The following is a 17,517-nucleotide window of genomic DNA, read 5'->3' as shown; positions in this document are numbered from 1 at the left end:
GTCCCGGTCTCCCCCCTTCGGGTGTCGTGGTCCTCAGCCCTCGGCGGACACCCCGAACCGGGCGACCGCCGCGTAGTCCATCACGTCCCAGTGCTCGGCGATCAGGCCGTCCTCGATCCGCAGCAGATCGGAGGTGTGCAGGCGCACCTCCTCGCCCGAGGAGGCCTCGTGCCCGTGCCAGACGCAGAAGATGCCCACCCGGTCGTCCTGGGCGATCATCTGGGTGATGTCGCCGACCAGGTCCGGTGCGAGCTGGAACAGCCCGGCGAAGAAGTCCTTCATGCCCTTCAGGCCGCCGCCCGACCGCGCCGCGAAGGGGTTGTGCTGGATGTAGTCCTGCCGGTAGTAGTCGTCGGCCTTCTCCAGCCGGTGCTGGTGCATCAGCTCGTCCCACACCCGCTGCACCAGCCGCATGTTGGCCTGCTCGCGGTCACCGGCGTTCCAGTCGGGCGCGCCGGTGACCTGGGTGGTCTGGTCGGGCGGTGTCATGCCGAGAGCGGTGAGCGCGGAGTAGTCGAACACGCTCCAGTGCTCGGTGATCCGGTCGTCGCGCAGGCGGTAGAGGTTGGCGGTCTGCTGGGACAGCTCCCGCTCGGTACCGCCGATGGTGCCGAGCCAGCGGACGTACACCAGGACCCGGTCGTTCTGCTCCACCAGCTGCTCGATGCTGCACCGCAGGTCCGGCACGAGGGTGAGCATGGTGGTGGCCCAGGTCTGCAGGCCCGCCACGCCGGGGGCGGCGCCCGGCTGGTGGTTGACGTAGTCGGGGGCGAAGAACTCCGGCGCGCGGTCGAAGTCGTGCTTGCCGTAGATCTCCTCGAAGAGCTGCCGGATCCGCCGGCCCGGTGTGCTGCTCATGGTGGTGGCGTCCTCTCTGCGGGGGTGGGTGCCGTACGTCGCCGGCGGGGGCTCACGCCTCCTGGGCGGCGAGGGCCGCGGCACGCTCGACGAGGTCGTCGGTGAAGAAGACGTCCCACGCGTAGCTGCCGGCGATGAGGCCGAAGAAGCGGTCGATCTGGTCCTGGTCGTCCTGGATGACCCGCAGCACGTTCAGCAGCTCGGGCATCGGATCCAGCTGGGCCGCCTGGAGGTTGAAGAAGTACTCCGGCATGGCGTCCTCGTCGCGCTGTTCGGCGAAGTCGGCGAGCGCCTCGTCCACCGGGCGTTCGCCGCCGAGCGCGGGGGCGGCCAGACCGGCGAGCAGCTCGGCGTGGCGCAGCGCGTCGCTGATGCCGAAGGCGCCCACGGGGTCCTTGTGGAACCCGGCGTCCCCGACCAGCGCCCAGCCCGGTCCGGAGGCCGTGCGGAAGAAGTTCGGCAGCCGCCCGGTGCCGGTGAACCGGGCCACCCGTTCCGACTCCCGCACCCGCTCGGCGAGTCCGGGCGCGGTCTCCTCCAGGGCCCTGAGGTAGGAGCCCTCGATGTCGCTGCGCACGCTGTCGAACTGGGCCCGCGGCCACTGGATGCCGATCATGACGTTGTCGTCGTGCGTGGGCACCACCCCGATGGCGCGGCGGCCACGGACGTACACCTCGTAGTCGGCCTTGAGGCCGTTCCAGTACGTGTAGTACAGGCAGTTGAGGGTGGGCGTCTCCTCGTATCGGCGGGCCCCCGCCTCCCGCGCCACCAGCGAGTCGATGCCGTCGGCGCCGATCACCAGCCGGGCCCGCTCGGTCAGTTCCCGGCCGTCCGCGCCCTTGACGCGCACGCCGGCGACCCGGTCGCCGTCGCGTACGAGCCCGGTGACGTTGGCCCGTTCGCGCAGCTCGGCGCCCGCCTCGACGGCGGCGGTCACCAGGAGGTGGTCCAGGACGTAACGGCGCGGACCGTAGGCGGCCCGGATGCCGTCGACGGGGGGTGCGCAGCCCGTGATGCTGACGTCCTCCAGCGTCCAGCGGGCCACCTCCAGCGGCGGGCAGCCGGTCGCGGTCAGCCGGTCGAGCAGGTTCCACCGGGCCAGCCGGGCGATGGCGGGCTGGTGCACGTAGTGGGTGGACATGGTGTCGCTGGGGAAGGCCGCCCGGTCGAGCAGCAGGACCCGGTGGCCGGCCCGCGCGAGCAGCATGGCCGAGGTCGCTCCGGCGACCCGGGCACCGACGACTATCGCGTCGTACATGGTGGTCTCTGCCTCCTCGGCATGGTGGCGGACCGGGTCCGCCGTACGGTGATGGAAGCCCGCTTCATCCGGCGTCGGCACCGAGGACGGTGGCCACGGGCCGCCGGGGGCTGGTGCCCGCGGGACGGGCCGGACGGCCGATGCGGAAGGTGACGAGCGCCTGCCGGCCCGGTGCGCCGACCAGTTCCTCCAGGGCCTTGCCGAAGCGCGGCGGGAGGCCCAGTTCGCGCTCCCGGTCCGCGCGGACCGTCATCATGTTGAGGTGGCCGACGGCGAGCCCCCGCGCGGTGGCGAACAGGTGGATGCGCTGGAGCAGCCGGCCGCCGCGCATGCGCTCGACGGGGTCGTCGGCGTCCGGCACGGCGATCATGCCGAACGCCGCGGCCGTGGCCACGTGCACGCTGCGGGTGTTGCGCAGCCAGAACCGGTCGGCGGTGCGCCGCGAGGGCGCGGGCAGCAGCTTGCCGAGCGTGCTCATCAGCGGCGGCATGCCCTGGGTGTCCACGGTCATCCCGTCCTGGCGGCGTTCGATCTCCCGGTCGGTGCCCCGGTACCAGTGGTGGCCGGCCAGCGACTGCCCCTCGTCGGCGATGACCGCCTCGGTGGCCTCCACCAGCAGGCGCGCGACACGGGCCCGTTCCGCCTCCCGGGCGAACCAGCGCAGCGCGGGGCCGCCGGGATCGTCACCGGCGAGCGCGGCGATCTCGTCGAGCAGCGGCCCGGGCAGCGGTTCGCGCCGGAACGGGCCGCGGTTGGTGCGCCGGTGCGGGATGGCGTCGTACAGCTCCGACGGGACGGGCTCGCCGGGCAGCAGCCGCAGCACGGCCGCGTGTTCCGGCCGGTCCGGCCGCGGCAGCAGGCGCAGCTCGGGCTCGTGGCCGCGGGCACGGGCGGCGAGCACCATGTTCTCCAGCGCGCAGCCGAGTCCCACGTACAGCTCGCGGTCGAACGGGTCGAGTGCTCCCTGGCGGCGCGTGAGGTCGGCGTACACGTCGATCCGGCGGGCGTGCGCGTCGACGGTGAACCGCCAGGGCTGGACGTTGCGGGCGTTGGCCGCCAGGATGCCCGCCGCGATCACTCCGTGCGCGTCGTCCCGGCTCTCCCAGGTGCGCCAGGCGTCGAAGGCTGCTCCCCGCGGCGGCGGTGCCGCGTACGCGGCCATCGCGGGCCCGGGGCCGAGCGGTTCGTCTCCCATGGCCGGCTACCCTCGTCGCCGGGCCCGGGGGAGCGGGAGTGCCCTTTGGAGGGTGTATGTGAGGTGCCCGAACGACCACGGCGTCGGCGGCTGGCCGTCCCGCGGACGGCGGCCCGATCCTCGGCGCATGACGGAGACGACGACGGCTCCCGCCACAGGCAGCCCCGAAGAGCTTCTGATCACCTTCTTCGACCCGGTGAACCGCCCGGACCCCTATCCCGTGCTGCACGCGATGCGGCAGGCGTCGCCCTTCCACGCGATGGACGGCGCGCTGCTGGTGCTCGGCCGGCACAAGGACGTGGAGACCGTGCTGCGTTCCCCGGCGGCGAGTGCCGACCGCAGCAGGTCGAAGATCCTCAGCACGGACGCGGTCGAGTCCCGCAAGGAGGTCATGACCTTCCTCGACCCGCCCGACCACACCCGGCTGCGGGGCCTGGTCACCCAGGCGTTCACCCCGCGCATGGTGCAGAGCCTGGAGGGCCGGATCCGGGAGATCGTCGACGACCTCGTGGACCAGGTCGCCCGGGCCGGCTCGCCCGTCGACATCCCGAGCGTCTTCTCCTACCCGGTCCCGGTGCGGGTGATCTGCGAGATGCTCGGTGTGCCGGCGGAGGACCACAAGATCTTCGGTACCTGGTCCACGGTGCTGGGGCGGGCGCTGGACCCGCTCATGGCGGCGAACCGGACCCCGGAGATCGACAAGGAGGACACCGAGACCCGGGCCGCCTTCTACCAGTACTTCCGTGACCTGATCGCCTCCGGCGGGGGGCGCGGTGACGGGCTGCTGGCACGGCTGGTGCAGGCCGAGGAGGAGGGCGACCGGCTCTCCGAGAAGGAGCTGCTGGCCACGCTGGCGCTGCTGGTGATGGCCGGTCACGAGACCACTGCCAACCTGATCTCCCACGGCATCCTCACCCTGCTGCGCCACCCGGACCAGCTGGCGCTGCTGCGCGAGGATCCCGGTCTGGCGTTCTCGGCGGTGGAGGAGATCCTGCGGTTCGAACCGTCCGTGCAGATCCTGCACCGGATGGCGAAGGACCCCATCGCGCTGGACGGCTTCGAGGTGCCCGCGGGCATGGACGTGCTGCTGCTGGCGGCGGCCGCCAACCGCGACCCGGAGGTCTTCGAGGACCCCGACCGCTTCGACATCACCCGCGCCGCGGACCGGCGGCTCGACCACCTGTCGTTCTCCAGCGGAGTGCACCGCTGCCTCGGCGCGAACCTGGGCAAGCTGGAGGCGGCGCTCGCGCTCCAGGCGTTCTTCTCCCGGGTGGAGGACCCCCAGGTGGTGAACGGGTCCGTGGAGTACCGCCCGCATGTGATCCTGCGGGGCCCGGAGCGGATGCGGGTGGCGTTCTCGGGCGTGCGCTGAGCCCGTCCGCGTGCGGCGGAACGTCAGTGGGCGTGCCCGCGCAGCTCCTCGGAGTGCGCCTTCGCGGCCTGCGAGCCCTCGTTCAGCGACTCCACCAGGCGGCTGAAGCCGGGGCACTGGGTGAAGTCGTGCGCCCGGCAGCTCATGGCGTGCTCGATCAGGGTGCGGGACGCCTCGATCTCCTCGATGCGCCGTTCCAGTTCCTCGTAGTGGGCGCGCAGCAGGGTCTGCCGGGCGTCGGCGTCCCGGGCGTCGAGCACGTCACGCAGCTGCTCCAGGCTGAAGCCCGCGGCCTTGCCCCGCACGATCATCGCCACGCGGGCGATGTGGCGCCTGGTGTAGCGGCGCCTGCCGTTCACCCGCTCGGCGGGGGACAGCAGCCCGCTGGACTCCCAGTGCCTGAGCACGTGGGGGCGCAGATCGAACCGTTCGGCGAGTTCGCCGATGGTCATCGTCGGCTCCGCGTCGCTTGACTTCATGTTGACATTAACTTGCAGAGTTGGGTCCAGGTCAAGCCGATCAGACGCGTCAGAACCCAAGACGGGAGCGACAGACGACATGGACATGAAAGATGTCATCATCATCGGCGGAGGCCCTGCCGGGATGTCGGCGGCGCTGACGCTGGGCCGGACCCATCACACCGTGCTGCTGGCCGACAGCGACGAAGGACGCAACGCCCCGGCCGACGCGATGCACAACTTCCTCGCCCTGGAGGGCACTTCGCCCGCCGACCTGCGGGCGCTGGGCCGCGAGAACCTCGCCGCCTATCCGCACGTCGAGGTCCGCTCCACGGCGGTGGAGTCCGTGCGCCGCCTGACCGACGAGCACTTCGAGGCGACCCTCGCCGACGGCAGCGTCGCGGAGGCCCGCCGGCTGCTGCTCGCCACCGGACTGCGGGACGAGATGCCCCCCGTCCCCGGGGCCGCCGAACTGTGGGGCAAGTCGGCCTTCCACTGCCCCTACTGCCACGGCTACGAGGTCACCGGCCGGCACATAGCGGTCCTCGGCGCCGGCCCCGACCGCGTCCGGCTCGCCCTGCAACTCAGCCGGTTCACCGCCGACATGGTGCTGTGCACGGGCGGCGAGCCGCTGGAGCCGGTCATGCAGAGCGTGCTGGAGGCCAACGGGGTCACCGTGCGCCAGGAGCCCGTGACCGCGCTGGCCGGGGAGAACGGCCGGCTGGACCACATCGCCTTCGAGGGCGGCGCGCCGCTGCGGCGGGACGCCGTCTTCATCAAGACTGTGCTCCACCAGCGCGCCCCCTTCGCCCAGTTGCTGGGCTGCGCGATGTTCCCCGACGCCTGCGTCGAGGTCAACGAGTTCCACCAGACGAGCGTGCCCGGCGTCTACGCCGCCGGCGACATGGCGCGCCGGGCCACGGTGCCCGCCCCCATGGCCGCGGTGATCGCCGCCGCCTCCGCCGGCACGGTGGCAGGGGCGATCATCGACCAGGACCTGCTGAGCGCCGAGTTCAAACTGCCCAACCCCTTCGCGTCCGGGAGGGCGTGAGACCGCATGACCGAGAGCATTCCCGCCCGGCCGGGGAAGTCCGCCAGCGACACCGCCGACCGCCCAGAACAGACGCAGCGCAGCAACGTACCCCTCGCCTCGATCGCGATGGTCCTCGGCATGCTGCTGTCCGTGCTCGACCAGACCGTCGTGGCCATCGCCCTGCCCGAGATCTCCGCCGACATCGGCGGGGCGGACAGCTTCAGCTGGGTGGTGACCGCCTACGTGCTGGCGTCCACGGCGACCGGCACCTTCTACGGCCGGATCAGCGACCGCTACGGACGGCGCGAGGTGTTCATCGCCGCCGTCGTGCTGTTCACCCTCTCCTCGCTGCTGTGCGGCATGGCGCAGTCGATGCCGCAGCTGATCGCCGCCCGCGTGGTCCAGGGCATCGGCGCCGGCGCGCTGTTCGTCATTCCCACCGTCGCCCTGTCCGAGCTGTACCCGCAGCACCTGCGCGGCAAGGTGCAGGGCCTCACCGGCGCCGTGTTCGCGCTCGCCAGCGTCGGCGGGCCGCTGGTCGGCGGTGCCATCACCGACGGGTCCGGCTGGCGCTGGATCTTCTACATCAACGTCCCCATCGGCGTCCTGGCCGTGGCGCTGTCCGCCTACGCCCTGCGGCTGCCGCGGGCCGGCGCCACCGACCGCGTCGACTACACCGGCGCCGTCCTGGTGGTCGCCGCCGTGGTCAGCCTGCTGCTGCTGACCGAGTGGGGCGGTCGCGAGTACGACTGGGGCTCCGCCCAGATCATCGTCCTCGCCGTGGCATGCGTCGCACTGTTCGCGGCGTTCGTCCAGTGGGAGAAGCGAGCCGCCAACCCGCTGCTGCCCATGCGGCTGTTCGCCAACCCCGCGCTGCGCCTGATCCTGCCGGCCACCGCTGTCCTCGGCATGCTGCTGTACGGGTCGGTGGTGTTCATGCCGACCTTCCTGCAGACCGCGTACGACTGGAGCGCCACCCGCGCCGGACTCGCCCTGACCCCGTACTTCATCCCGTTCATCCTCGTCTCGGCGGTCGCGGGCGGCAAGGCCGGCAAGAGCGGGCGCTTCAAGCCGTACCTGCTGGCCGGCGCCGCGGTGCTGATCGGGGCGTTCGTCCTGCTCGCCACGATCGACCCGGACCGGGGCTACTGGTACGCGGCCGGCGCGATGGTGGTGCTGGGCGCCGGGTTCGGCCTGCTGATGCAGAACCTCGTGGTGGTGTCGCAGAACGCGGCCGCACCGCCCGACCTCGCGGCCACCACCGCGGCCAACCTCTCCATCCGCGGCCTCGGCATGGCCGTCGGCGTGGCGCTCTTCGGCAACCTGCTCGCCCGCGAGGTCGGCGAGGGCCCCGTCACCCCCGACGCCACCGCCGAGGCGATCCCGGACGTCTTCGTGTGGGGCGTGCCGCTGGCCCTGCTGCTGCTCGTCCTGCTGGCCCTCGTCCGCGTCGACGCCGGCCCCGCCAAGGACACCCCGGACACCGAGCCGGAGCCGTCCACCAGCTGATCCCGCACCCGGGGAGGGGCCGCGCCACGGCCCCTCCCCGTCGCCACCACGCACCGGAGACACTCGACATGCGCCGTCTGCTCACCACGGCACGCCACGGCCTGCTGCGCCTCGCCCCCGCCCACCACCACGCCCACGGCGAACCCGGCGGGATGGGCATGAGCAGCGACTGGTACGACCGGCTCTCCGGACGGCTGCTCGGCGGGCTGTACCGCCGGGCGGCCGCCGAGACCGCCTCCGTGCCCAAGGGCGGCACCGTCCTCGACATCGGCACCGGCCCCGGGCACCTGCTGCTGGCCGCCGCCCGCCGCCGCGAGGACCTGGTGCTGCACGGGCTCGACATCGCCCCGTCGATGGTGCGCCGGGCCCGCCACAAGGCCTTCGCCGAGGGCCTGGACGGCCGGATCACCGTGCACCTCGGCGACGCGGCGGACCTGCCGCTGGACGACCGCTCGGTGGATCTGGTGATCACCACCCTCAGCACCCACCACTGGCACGACCTCACCGGTGCCGTCGCCGAGGTGGCCCGGGTGCTGCGCCCCGGCGGCCGGTTCGTGGTCTACGACTTCCGGTCCGTGCCGGCCGCCGGGCCGGCCGGCGCGGTGGCCACCGCCCCGCAGTTCGCCGGCGCGGCGGTGGAGCACGAACTGGTCCCGCCGTTCGCCCGGCTGCCCTTCAAGCCCTTCGCCCGGCTCGCGGTCCGCCTGCCGGGGAACTGACCGCCCGACCCGCCCCGACGGCCAGGCCGATGGAGCCTGGCCCCCCTACTCGCCCCGGAGGTTGACTCCCGGCATGACCACGCAGGAGAACTACGGGCCGACCAGTTACGGCGAGGAGCTCGCCGACATCTACGACAACTGGATCGTGCGCCTTCAGCAGGACACCGAGCCCTCCGTGCGCTTTCTCGCCGACCTCGCGGAACGCGTCGCGAAGGACACCGGGGAGCGGCGCGTGCTCGAACTCGGCATCGGCACCGGCCGGGTGGCGTTGCCGCTGGCCGCCCGCGGTGTCGACGTTACCGGCATCGACGCCTCGGAGGAGATGCTGGGCCGGCTGCGCGACAAGCCCGGCAGCGACACCGTGTCCCTGGTGCACGGCGACTTCACGGAACCGGACGTGCGGGGGCCCTTCGGGCTGGTCTACGTCGTGTTCAACACGCTCTACAGCCTGGCCACCCAGGAGGACCAGATACGCTGCCTCGACCGCGCGGCGGCCCTGCTGCCGGAGGGCGGCGCCTTCGTCTTCCAGGGCTTCGTGCCCGACATCGCGCGCTTCGAGGCGGCGCGGCAGAGCGGGCAGCGGATGGAGGTGGCGCGCAGCGGCGACGCCAGCCTGAACCTGGGCATCGACCGCCACGACCCGGTCCACCAGCACATGTACCCGCACTACAGCCTCAAGGACGCGGGCGCCGGGCGGGAGCACACCGTGCGGTTCCGCTACGTGTGGCCCAGCGAACTGGACCTGATGGCCCGGCTGGCCGGACTCACCCTGGAGCACCGGTACGCGGACTGGGACCAGGTCCCCTTCGCCGCCGGGAGCCAGGCCCACGTCTCGGTGTACCGCAAGACGGGTGCCGTCCGGCCATGACGGACCGTCGGCACGGTCATGTGCAGGTGGCGGTCATCGGCTCCGGCTTCGCCGGCCTGGCCGCCGCCGTGCAGCTCAAGCGGCAGGGCATCGAGTCGTTCACCGTGTACGAGAAGGCCGGCGACCTCGGCGGCACCTGGCGGGACAACACCTATCCCGGCGCGGGCTGCGACATACCCTCCCACCTGTACTCGTACGCCTTCGCCCCGTACCGCGACAGCCGCGTCCGCTACCCCGGGCAGCCGCAGGTGCTGGAGTACCTGCGCGCCTGCGCCCGTGACCACGGCGTGGAGCGGCACGTGCGCTACGGCACGGAGATCACCGCGGCGCGCTACGACGACGGCCGGGCACAGTGGAGCCTGCACACCGCGGACGGCCGGACGCACACCGCCGACGTGGTGGTCAGCGCCGTCGGCCAGCTGCACCGGCCCAACGTGCCGGCGCTGCCCGGCGCGGAGGATTTCGAGGGCACCACCTTCCACACCGCGCGCTGGGACCACGGCCACTCCCTGGAGGGGCGCTCCGTGGCCGTCGTCGGCACCGGGTCGAGCGCCGCGCAGGTGGTGCCGGCCATCGCCGGCCGGGTGCGCCGGCTGTACGTCCACCAGCGCACGGCGAACTGGGTGCTGCCCAAACCGGACGCCCGCTTCCACCCGGCGCTGTCACTGCTGCTGCGTACCGTGCCCGGCGCCCACCGGGCCTACCGCTCGATGCTGTTCCGCCGCTCCGAGGCCGTGCTGCTGCCCGCGCTGCGGGGCAACCGCCTCATCGGGGGCCTGCTGCGCACCATGGCCCTGCGCCATCTGCGCGCCGGCGTCCCCGACCCCGAGCTGCGCGCCCGGCTGACGCCCGACTTCGCCGTGGGCTGCAAGCGGATCGTGCTCTCCTCCGACTGGTACCCGACCCTTACCCGCGACCACGTGGAGGTGGTCACGCAGCCCATCGCCCGGGTCACGCGGAAGGGCATCGAGACCACCGACGGCGTTCACCGCGAGGTGGACACGATCGTCTACGCCACCGGGTTCCGCACCACGGAGTTCCTCGCCCCGATGACGGTCACCGGCCGGGACGGGCGCGACCTGGCGGAGGTGTGGCGGGGCGGGGCACGCGCCTACCTCGGCATCCATGTGCCCGACTTCCCCAACCTGTTCCTGATGTACGGGCCCAACACCAACCTGGGACACAACTCGGTGATCCTCACCCTGGAGGCGCAGGCGGTGCACATCGCCCGGTGCGTGGCCCTGCTCGCCGACCGGCGGGCCGCCGGCGCCGACGGGGTCCTGGAGGCCACGCAGCAGGCGCTCCAGGCCTGGCAGGGACGGGTGGACGAGGGATCCGCGCACACCGTCTGGGCCGGCTCCTGCACCAGCTGGTTCAAGACCGGGGACGGCGTCCTCACCAACAACTGGCCCTTCCGCACCACCCTGTACCAACGGCTGACGGCCCGGCCCGACCCGGCCGCCTTCCGCCGGCCGCCGCCCGCGGGCGGCGGCTCGGCGAGCCCGGCCGTCCTGCGCCACGTACCCGATCAGCCCACCCGAACGGAACTGTGAGGAGGAAGGGCCCCGCCCTACCGTGCCAGCTATGACAACTTCCGAGACAGGCAAGGGACTCGAAGCCGCGCAGGCCGTCGTCGCCGACGACGGGGCGCATGTCTTCCGCGGCTGGGTGCAGCAGGGTGCGCACATGGCCCTGCCGGTGGCCGGAGCGGAGGGATCGTGGTTCTGGGACTACGCCGGCAACCGCTATCTCGACTTCTCCTCCCAGCTCGTGTACGCCAACCTGGGGCACCGGCATCCACGCCTGGTGGCCGCGATCAAGGAGCAGGCCGACCGGCTGTGCACCATCGCCCCGCACTTCGCCGAGGAGCGGCGCGCCACCGCCGCCCGCAAGATCGCCGAGCTGGCTCCCGAGGGCCTGAACCGGGTGCTGTTCACCACCGGCGGCGCCGAGGCCGTGGAGCACGCCGTGCGGCTCGCGCGGCTGCACACGGGCCGGTTCAAGCTGCTGGCCGCCCACCACTCGTTCCACGGCGCCACCTCGACGGCGATCCAGCTCACCGGTGACCCGCGCCGCTGGCGCAACGACACCGGCACGGCCGGCGTGGTCCGCTTCTTCCCGCCCTACCTGTACCGCTCGGCGTTCTACTCCGACAGCGAGGAGCAGGAGTGCGCGCGGGCGCTGGAGCACCTGGAGCAGGTGATCGTGCTGGAGGGGGCGAAGACCATCGCCGCCCTCGTGCTGGAGCCGGTCGGCGGCACCAGCAGCGGCGTCCTCGTCCCGCCGGACGGCTATCTCGCCGGGGTGCGGGAGCTGTGCGACAAGTACGGCATCATGCTGATCCTGGACGAGATCATGGTCGGCTTCGCCCGCACCGGCGCCTGGTTCGCCACCGACCACTGGGGCGTGCGCCCGGACCTGATGACCTTCGCCAAGGGGGTCAACTCCGGCTATGTGCCGCTGTCCGGCGTGCTCGTCTCCGACGAGATCGTGGAGACGTTCAGCAAGACGCCCTACCCCGGCGGGTCGACGTACTCCGGCCACGCGCTCGGCTGCGCCGTCGCGGTCGAGGCGATCGACACGATGCGCGACGAGGGCGTCGTCGAACACGCGGCGCGCCTGGGCCGCGAGGTGTTCGAGCCGGAGCTGACGAAGATGGCCGAGCGTCACCCGTGCGTCGGCGAGGCCCGCGGCATCGGCGCGATCTGGGCGCTGGAGCTGGTACGGAACAAGCAGTCCAAGGAGATGTACGTCAATTACGACACTCCGGACCGGCTCACCCCGCAGGGCGCGGAGCTGATGGGGGCGCTGATGCAGCGGGGGGTGAGCGCGATGGTGTACCTCAACCGGCTGAACATCACGCCCCCGTGCAACATCAGCGAGGAGGACGCCCGGGAGGGCCTGGCCCGGATCGACGAGGCCCTGACCGTCGCGGACGCCCGTGTGGCGTGACGGCCGCGGGCGCCGCCGAGCCGCCGGTCCGAACGGGCCGGCGGCTCAGCGGAACGGTGTCACCTGGGCTCCGGCGGCGGCCGACACACAGCAGTAGAGGACCAGTCCCAGCAGTACCACGGCCCCCAGCAGCACCCGGCGCAGATGACAGCACCGCAGACATCGGGAGAATCGTTTCTCCCCACGCTCCAGCTGTTCGACCCGGGCGGCCAGCGCGGTGTCGCCGCCCATGCCGATGCCGACGGCCGGCCGGACGTCGTCGGCCAGGCACTTCACCAGGGCGCTCGCGACCACGCTCGGCGCGGCGAACGCCAGCGCCGCCTGGTCCGCCGACAGCTCCTGACGCATCTTCACGTGGCGCGCCACCTCGCGCGGTCCCGGCACGAACCACAGCGTCGAGGCGACCGTCTCCACCACCAGCCGCTCCAGGGGATGCCGGTGCCGGGCGTGGTGCAGCTCGTGCCGGAGCACCACGGCCAGCTCGGCGTCGGTCGTCCGCTGCGCCAGGCCGGTGCTGACGGCGACCACGGGCCGCAGCAGCCCGTACGTGACGGCGAGGGCCTCGTCCACGTCGAGCTGCACCAGTCTGACATCGTTATCGGATCCACCGGCGTCCCGGGCGAGTGCCAGCAGACGCCTCGACGGCGGAACGGTGTGCTCGGCGAGACGCCGCACCGCCCGCCGGCTCACGAGCAGCCCGCGGACCGCGACCGTGGCGGCCACCGTCACCGTCGCCAGCGCCACCGCCGCTCCGGAGCCGAGGACCACGTCGTGGACCGCCTCCGCGACCCCGCGGGCCGGGCCGGCCCCCGGCCGTTGCCGCCAGCGCCACAGCAGCGTGTAGACCAGCACGTCGAACGCGATGAGCCCGGTCAGGGCTCCCATGGTGAGCGCCGCCCGGGAGGCGGGAACCCGTGGCATGCCGTTGCGCAGCCGCACCAACTCGAACACTCCCCCGTACCGTTGTGTCGTGTCTGTCTGTCAGGTGTCGCCGGAGTCCGTCCGCACGAGTTTCATCAGCCGGGAACGCAGCTGCGGCTCCGCCTGGCACTGGTCGATGAAGCGCGCCACCGCCGAGACACCGTGGTCCCGGATGACATCGCGTACGGCCAGATCGGCGGCGTCGGTCACCACCGCCTCGTAGGCGAATCCGCGGCCCTCCTCCGTGCGGCGCAGCACGTTGCGTTTGTTCAGCCGGTTGAGGACCGTCATGACGGTCGTGTAGGCGAGGGGCTCCGGCCGCCCGCGATTGACCTCCTCAAGCACCTGACGTACCGTCAGGCGCCGGTCGGCCCGCCAGAGCACGGTGAGGAGTTCGGCGCCGAGCGGCCCCAGGGCCTTGCTCAGTTTGTCGGCTTCGCGTTCGTTCATGAGCCATCACGGTCCTGTGTCATTCCCGTGGTGCCCGGCACCGAGACGGTTGCGGCGCATGGCCTCCAGCCGGACCATGGCGACCACCACCACACCGAATCCGTACCACACCAGGTCGTGGTAGAAGTCCAGGGACGTGCCCTGCGAGTGCTTCCACATGTCGAGGAAGAAGCCGGCGAGTTCGACCCCTCCGCCGACGGCGAGCAGCACCCCGGCCACGCGGAACCCGGCACGTCTCCACAGCACCGTACCGCCCGCCACCGTGACGACGGCGCCCATCCAGATCCCCAGATGGATGCCCCACAGCGAACTCGGCGGCTCCACGACGAACGAGACGTTCTTCGCGTGCCAGTACGTGTCGTACGCCTGACCGAAGAGGTAGACCACCACGCCGGCGAAGGCCAGGTGTCTGCGCCAGCCCAGCGGGTCACCGCCGGGGGACCCGACGGTCCGCTCTCCGAGGGCCGTCCCCGTGCCTGTCGATTCCATACCACCACCGTGCCCGGTGCGACGTAACAGCGTGATCCGACACCGGCCAGCCCGAACGGACTGCCCGATCGGGTACCCCGGGCTCCGTTCCCGCCGGACCCGAAGGCCCGGCCCGCGGAGTCTGGGCCGCCACGGCCGCGCCCGACCAGGGTGGGCGCATGGTCTCCGCCCTCACTCTCGCCCACGTGGTCGGGCACGGCTCCGGCCCCATCCCCCGTACCTACGCGCTGATCGCCGGGGCCACCGCCCTGTACGCGTCCTTCGACGCGCTGCGGCTGCGCTGGCAGGAGCGCCGCTTCGAGGAGCGCCGCGTCTGGCGCCGGATCCCCGAGCCCCTCTCGCTCGCCGTCGACCACCCGCTCCTGCGCCGCACCCTGAGGACCGTCGGAGCGGCCCTGGCCCTGCTCGCACTGACCGTGCTGACGACGGGCTACGGCGGTCACGAACTGGGACTCGGCATGGTCTACGTACTGTTCTGGGTGGGACTCGTCCCCGCGTCCCTGCTGCTGGGGCCCGTCTGGCGGCTGCTGAACCCGCTGCGCTCCGTGCACGAGGTGATCTGCGCGCTGCTGCGGACCCCGCCCGAGGAGGGGCTGCGCCGGCTGCCGGAACGGATCGGTGTCCGGCCCGCCGCGATCGGCCTGCTCTGCTTCGGATGGCTCGAACTCGCCGCCCCCGCACGCCAGTCCGCCTCCACGGTACTGCTGTGGCTGTGGCTGTACGCGGCGGTGCAGCTGATCGCCGCGACCGTGTACGGCTCGCGCTGGTTCGCGCACGGCGACCCCTTCGAGGTGTACTCCTCCCTCGTCGCCGCGATGTCCCCGCTGGGCCGCTCCCGCGACGGCGAGCGGCGCCTGGTCCTGCGCAACCCGTTCAACGGGCTGGCCGGGGTGCGCGAGCAGCCGGGCCTGACCGCCCTGGTGTCGGTGATGCTGGCCCTGACCGGCTTCGACAGCTTCGCCAACACGGACGCCTGGAAGACGGCGTCCGACGGGCTGCCCGAGTCCCCGGCCCGCACGGCGGGGCTGCTCGCCGCGGCCCTGTTGATGCTGGGCCTGCTGCGGCTGTCCGCCTGGGCGGCGCGCCTGCTGTCCCGCGACGGCACCTGGAACGCCGCCCTGATGGCGCCCTCCCTCGTACCGGTCGCCGTCGGCTACGTGATCGCGCACTACGCCTCGGCACTGATGCTGGAGGCGCAGCGGTTCGTCGACGTCTTCTTCGTCTCCGGGGAGCCGCTCACCGCCCACCACGGTGGCGCCCCCGCCACCGCGTACGCGCTGCCGCCGGCGGCCGCCCTGGCGCTGCTGCAGGTGGTGTCCGTCGTCACCGGGCACGTCCTCGGCGTGATCGCCGCCCACGACACGGCCGTCGGCGCGCTGCCGAGCGGACGCAGGACCCTGCCGCAGGTGCCGCTGTTCACCGTGATGATGGCCCTGACCCTCGGCGGACTGACCCTGCTGCTCCAGGCGTGAGCGTCGGCGGGCCCGGGGGACGCGTTCCGGCCCCCGGGCCTGCCGGCATCGCTCACTGCTCGGACTGCCGGACCCACCGGGCGAGTTCGGTCAGCTCACCGACGAGGGCCGTCGTGAAGGCCGTACGGGTCGCGGGGGAGTGCCGGTTGGCGCTGAAGCCGACGGTGAGGTTCAGCCGCCCCGCGACCACGAAGCCGACCACGTCGATCAACCGGAACCGGGTCCCGGTGTCGCTGCGCTGCCTGCCGTAGGCCATGCGCGGCACGCTCAGCAGGTCGCTGCGCAGGAACACCTCGTCGACCTGCCCCAGGTAGTTCACGCCGATCTGCGCCGTGGGCAGACCGCGCACCGCCTCCGCCTCGGGCCGGGTGGACAGGTACGTCAGCAGTCCGTGCCCGGCTCCCCGGCCCGGCTGCGCACCGACCTGCTCGCGCACCCGGCGCAGCGCCTCCTCGGCCGGCAGGGCCGCGTCGTACGCCAGCAGCACCGGTACGAGCGTGGAGAAACGCCCCACCGTACGGCTGACGTTGGCGCCCGGCACCGGCAGGTCGCGCCCGTGCCGCTCCAGGTCGACCAGCACCCGCCCCGCGCCGCCCGGCTGCGGGTACACGGTGTGCAGGGCGCGCAGTGCCGCCGAGCACAGCACCTCGGACAGGTCGGCCCGCAGGTGCCGGGGCAACAGGTGCACCAGCGCGTCCGTCACGTCGCGGTCCACGCGCACGGTGACGTTCTCCAGCGACTCCAGCGAGTTGGGGCCGTCCGTGGCGTCCACCGGGACGGGCGTGGGACGCCGGCGGGCCTCGCTCGCCCAGTGGTCCGCCTCCGCCGCCACCTCCGCGGAGTCGGCGTACGCGGCGAGCCCGCGGGTCCAGGCCCGGAACGAGGTCGTGCGCGGCGGCAGCAGCCCATCACCCCCGGCCTCCAGATCGGCGTAGCAGCCGAGCAGGTCCTCCAGCAGGATCCGGCCCGAGTAGTGGTCGACCGCCAGCCAGTGCGCCAGGAACAGCACGCAGTGCGGCCGGTCCCCCATGTCGAAGTAGGCCATCCGCAGCAGCGGCCCGCGGCCGAGGTCCAGGCTGGCCTGGAGCGTGTCGCTGATCTCCACGCTGCGCCTCTTCTGGGCCCGGCTGTCCAGTCCCGACAGGTCGTGCACGCTGAACGGCAGCTCCTCCGCCGCGTCGTACGGCGCCACCCGTGCCGTCCAGCCACCGTCCCCGCCCGGGACGAAGCGCAGCCGCAGCGCGTCGTGGTGCTCCAGCACGCGGCCCAGGGCCCGGCCCAGGACGGCCGGGTCGAGCGGCCTCTGGAGCGCCAGCAGGAAGGAGGCGTCGTTCCAGTGCTGCCGGCGCGGCAGGTCCTGGGACAGGAACCAGTGCTGCGAGGGCGTCATCCCGGTCGGCCCCACCGGGTCGTCCTCCACGGAGCCCACCGAGACCGAGTCCGCGACCAGTGCCTGCTGGGTGATGGTGGGGTGGTTGAAGATGTCGGCGAGTTGGAGGTGGAGGCCGTGGCGGTCGGCGGCGGCGGTGGCGCGCAGGGCGAGGAGGGAGTCGGCGCCGAGTTCGAAGAGGTTGGCCGTGGTCGACAACGGGTGGGCGGGGTTGAGGAGTTCCGTCCAGACCTGGGTGAGGGTGTGTTCGACGGGCGTGGCCGGCGCGGTGTGGGCGGTGACCCGGGTCTGGGACGGGGAGGGCAGGGCTTTGCGGTCGATTTTGCCGTTGCTGCTGAGGGGGATGTCGTCGAGGACGATGAGGACGGGCGGGACCATGTAGGCGGGGATCTTGGTCCGTAGCCAGTCGCGGAGTTCTTCCGTGTCCGTGTCGCGGTTGACAGTGGCGTAGGTGATGAGGCGTTTGGTGCCTTGGGGGGTGGTGTCGGTGGTGGTGACGGCGTTGGTGATGTGGGGGTGTGTGGTGAGTGCGGTGTCGATTTCGCCGAGTTCGATGCGGTAGCCGTTGATTTT

General features: G+C 72.5%; 16 protein-coding genes. 8 read left to right on the top strand and 8 right to left on the bottom strand.

Features of this window, described 5'->3' with window-relative positions; all coding sequences use genetic code 11:
* Nucleotides 1-33: 33 nt before the first annotated feature.
* The 3 genes from ABZ923_RS37455 to ABZ923_RS37445 all read right to left on the bottom strand — a co-directional run bounded on the left by ABZ923_RS37455 (nucleotide 34) and on the right by ABZ923_RS37445 (nucleotide 3,311).
* On the bottom strand, nucleotides 34-858 hold the full coding sequence (locus ABZ923_RS37455) for an ester cyclase (RefSeq protein ID WP_361481552.1): 825 nt from the start codon (nucleotides 856-858) through the stop codon (nucleotides 34-36).
* Nucleotides 859-910: 52 nt separating this feature from the next.
* Nucleotides 911-2,116, bottom strand: a complete 1,206-nt coding sequence (locus tag ABZ923_RS37450) for an NAD(P)/FAD-dependent oxidoreductase (protein WP_361481550.1) — start codon at nucleotides 2,114-2,116, stop codon at nucleotides 911-913.
* Between the two features lie 64 nt (nucleotides 2,117-2,180).
* Entirely contained in the window at nucleotides 2,181-3,311 is a 1,131-nt protein-coding gene (locus ABZ923_RS37445; protein ID WP_361481547.1) for a hypothetical protein, read from the bottom strand.
* 127 nt (nucleotides 3,312-3,438) lie between these two features.
* Here ABZ923_RS37445 and ABZ923_RS37440 point away from each other — a divergent pair, with 127 nt between their 5' ends.
* Nucleotides 3,439-4,683 carry a cytochrome P450 gene (locus ABZ923_RS37440; RefSeq protein WP_361481544.1) on the top strand — a complete coding sequence of 415 codons (1,245 nt, stop codon included), beginning with the start codon at nucleotides 3,439-3,441 and terminating at the stop codon, nucleotides 4,681-4,683.
* 23 nt (nucleotides 4,684-4,706) lie between these two features.
* On the opposite strand, the gene ABZ923_RS37435 is transcribed toward ABZ923_RS37440, so the two are convergent.
* Nucleotides 4,707-5,162, bottom strand: coding sequence for a MerR family transcriptional regulator (locus ABZ923_RS37435; RefSeq protein ID WP_361481541.1), 456 nt, complete (start codon nucleotides 5,160-5,162; stop codon nucleotides 4,707-4,709).
* A 79-nt stretch (nucleotides 5,163-5,241) separates the two neighbouring features.
* Between ABZ923_RS37435 and ABZ923_RS37430 the strand changes: the two genes are divergently transcribed.
* From ABZ923_RS37430 to ABZ923_RS37405, 6 genes are all read left to right on the top strand, one after another.
* The gene (locus tag ABZ923_RS37430; RefSeq protein WP_361481538.1) at nucleotides 5,242-6,192 is read left to right on the top strand and encodes an NAD(P)/FAD-dependent oxidoreductase; all 951 of its coding nucleotides are present in this window, start codon (nucleotides 5,242-5,244) and stop codon (nucleotides 6,190-6,192) included.
* Between the two features lie 6 nt (nucleotides 6,193-6,198).
* Complete coding sequence (locus ABZ923_RS37425; RefSeq protein WP_361481535.1) at nucleotides 6,199-7,683, top strand: MDR family MFS transporter; 1,485 nt, start codon at nucleotides 6,199-6,201, stop codon at nucleotides 7,681-7,683.
* Nucleotides 7,684-7,751: 68 nt separating this feature from the next.
* Nucleotides 7,752-8,402 (top strand): class I SAM-dependent methyltransferase, encoded by a 651-nt coding sequence (locus ABZ923_RS37420; protein ID WP_361481532.1) that lies wholly within the window; start codon nucleotides 7,752-7,754, stop codon nucleotides 8,400-8,402.
* 73 nt (nucleotides 8,403-8,475) lie between these two features.
* On the top strand, nucleotides 8,476-9,270 hold the full coding sequence (locus ABZ923_RS37415) for a class I SAM-dependent methyltransferase (RefSeq protein ID WP_361481529.1): 795 nt from the start codon (nucleotides 8,476-8,478) through the stop codon (nucleotides 9,268-9,270).
* Nucleotides 9,267-10,823: an NAD(P)/FAD-dependent oxidoreductase gene (locus ABZ923_RS37410; RefSeq protein ID WP_361481526.1), complete on the top strand. Its 1,557-nt coding sequence runs from the start codon at nucleotides 9,267-9,269 to the stop codon at nucleotides 10,821-10,823. The genes ABZ923_RS37415 and ABZ923_RS37410 overlap by 4 nt, the downstream gene beginning before the upstream one ends.
* A 31-nt stretch (nucleotides 10,824-10,854) precedes the next feature.
* A complete protein-coding gene (locus tag ABZ923_RS37405; protein ID WP_361481523.1) occupies nucleotides 10,855-12,222 on the top strand; it encodes an aminotransferase class III-fold pyridoxal phosphate-dependent enzyme in 1,368 nt (455 codons plus the stop codon).
* Nucleotides 12,223-12,267: 45 nt separating this feature from the next.
* On the opposite strand, the gene ABZ923_RS37400 is transcribed toward ABZ923_RS37405, so the two are convergent.
* The 3 genes from ABZ923_RS37400 to ABZ923_RS37390 are packed head-to-tail and all read right to left on the bottom strand — an operon-like array spanning nucleotide 12,268 to nucleotide 14,082.
* Complete coding sequence (locus ABZ923_RS37400; RefSeq protein WP_361481520.1) at nucleotides 12,268-13,173, bottom strand: M56 family metallopeptidase; 906 nt, start codon at nucleotides 13,171-13,173, stop codon at nucleotides 12,268-12,270.
* 30 nt (nucleotides 13,174-13,203) lie between these two features.
* Nucleotides 13,204-13,593 carry a BlaI/MecI/CopY family transcriptional regulator gene (locus ABZ923_RS37395; RefSeq protein ID WP_361481517.1) on the bottom strand — a complete coding sequence of 130 codons (390 nt, stop codon included), beginning with the start codon at nucleotides 13,591-13,593 and terminating at the stop codon, nucleotides 13,204-13,206.
* Nucleotides 13,594-13,599: 6 nt separating this feature from the next.
* Nucleotides 13,600-14,082 (bottom strand): hypothetical protein, encoded by a 483-nt coding sequence (locus ABZ923_RS37390; protein ID WP_361481514.1) that lies wholly within the window; start codon nucleotides 14,080-14,082, stop codon nucleotides 13,600-13,602.
* 158 nt (nucleotides 14,083-14,240) lie between these two features.
* Here ABZ923_RS37390 and ABZ923_RS37385 point away from each other — a divergent pair, with 158 nt between their 5' ends.
* A complete protein-coding gene (locus tag ABZ923_RS37385) occupies nucleotides 14,241-15,554 on the top strand; it encodes a hypothetical protein (RefSeq protein WP_361481511.1) in 1,314 nt (437 codons plus the stop codon).
* 52 nt (nucleotides 15,555-15,606) lie between these two features.
* Here ABZ923_RS37385 and ABZ923_RS37380 read toward each other — a convergent pair.
* A partial coding sequence (locus ABZ923_RS37380; RefSeq protein WP_361481508.1) for a condensation domain-containing protein occupies nucleotides 15,607-17,517 on the bottom strand: 1,911 nt, incomplete at its 5' end.

The sequence above is a fragment of the Streptomyces sp. NPDC046881 genome, from assembly GCF_040645015.1.
Taxonomy (GTDB): domain Bacteria; phylum Actinomycetota; class Actinomycetes; order Streptomycetales; family Streptomycetaceae; genus Streptomyces.
The sequence above is the reverse complement of the archived record's forward strand: the minus strand, read 5'-3'. Positions and strand labels throughout refer to the sequence as shown.

Coding starts and splice junctions, on each gene's coding strand:
- ABZ923_RS37455 (WP_361481552.1), bottom strand. CDS start 858: ATGAGCAGCACACCGGGCCGGCGGATCCGGCAGCTCTTCGAGGAGATC.
- ABZ923_RS37450 (WP_361481550.1), bottom strand. CDS start 2,116: ATGTACGACGCGATAGTCGTCGGTGCCCGGGTCGCCGGAGCGACCTCG.
- ABZ923_RS37445 (WP_361481547.1), bottom strand. CDS start 3,311: ATGGGAGACGAACCGCTCGGCCCCGGGCCCGCGATGGCCGCGTACGCG.
- ABZ923_RS37440 (WP_361481544.1), top strand. CDS start 3,439: ATGACGGAGACGACGACGGCTCCCGCCACAGGCAGCCCCGAAGAGCTT.
- ABZ923_RS37435 (WP_361481541.1), bottom strand. CDS start 5,162: ATGAAGTCAAGCGACGCGGAGCCGACGATGACCATCGGCGAACTCGCC.
- ABZ923_RS37430 (WP_361481538.1), top strand. CDS start 5,242: ATGGACATGAAAGATGTCATCATCATCGGCGGAGGCCCTGCCGGGATG.
- ABZ923_RS37425 (WP_361481535.1), top strand. CDS start 6,199: ATGACCGAGAGCATTCCCGCCCGGCCGGGGAAGTCCGCCAGCGACACC.
- ABZ923_RS37420 (WP_361481532.1), top strand. CDS start 7,752: ATGCGCCGTCTGCTCACCACGGCACGCCACGGCCTGCTGCGCCTCGCC.
- ABZ923_RS37415 (WP_361481529.1), top strand. CDS start 8,476: ATGACCACGCAGGAGAACTACGGGCCGACCAGTTACGGCGAGGAGCTC.
- ABZ923_RS37410 (WP_361481526.1), top strand. CDS start 9,267: ATGACGGACCGTCGGCACGGTCATGTGCAGGTGGCGGTCATCGGCTCC.
- ABZ923_RS37405 (WP_361481523.1), top strand. CDS start 10,855: ATGACAACTTCCGAGACAGGCAAGGGACTCGAAGCCGCGCAGGCCGTC.
- ABZ923_RS37395 (WP_361481517.1), bottom strand. CDS start 13,593: ATGAACGAACGCGAAGCCGACAAACTGAGCAAGGCCCTGGGGCCGCTC.
- ABZ923_RS37390 (WP_361481514.1), bottom strand. CDS start 14,082: ATGGAATCGACAGGCACGGGGACGGCCCTCGGAGAGCGGACCGTCGGG.
- ABZ923_RS37385 (WP_361481511.1), top strand. CDS start 14,241: ATGGTCTCCGCCCTCACTCTCGCCCACGTGGTCGGGCACGGCTCCGGC.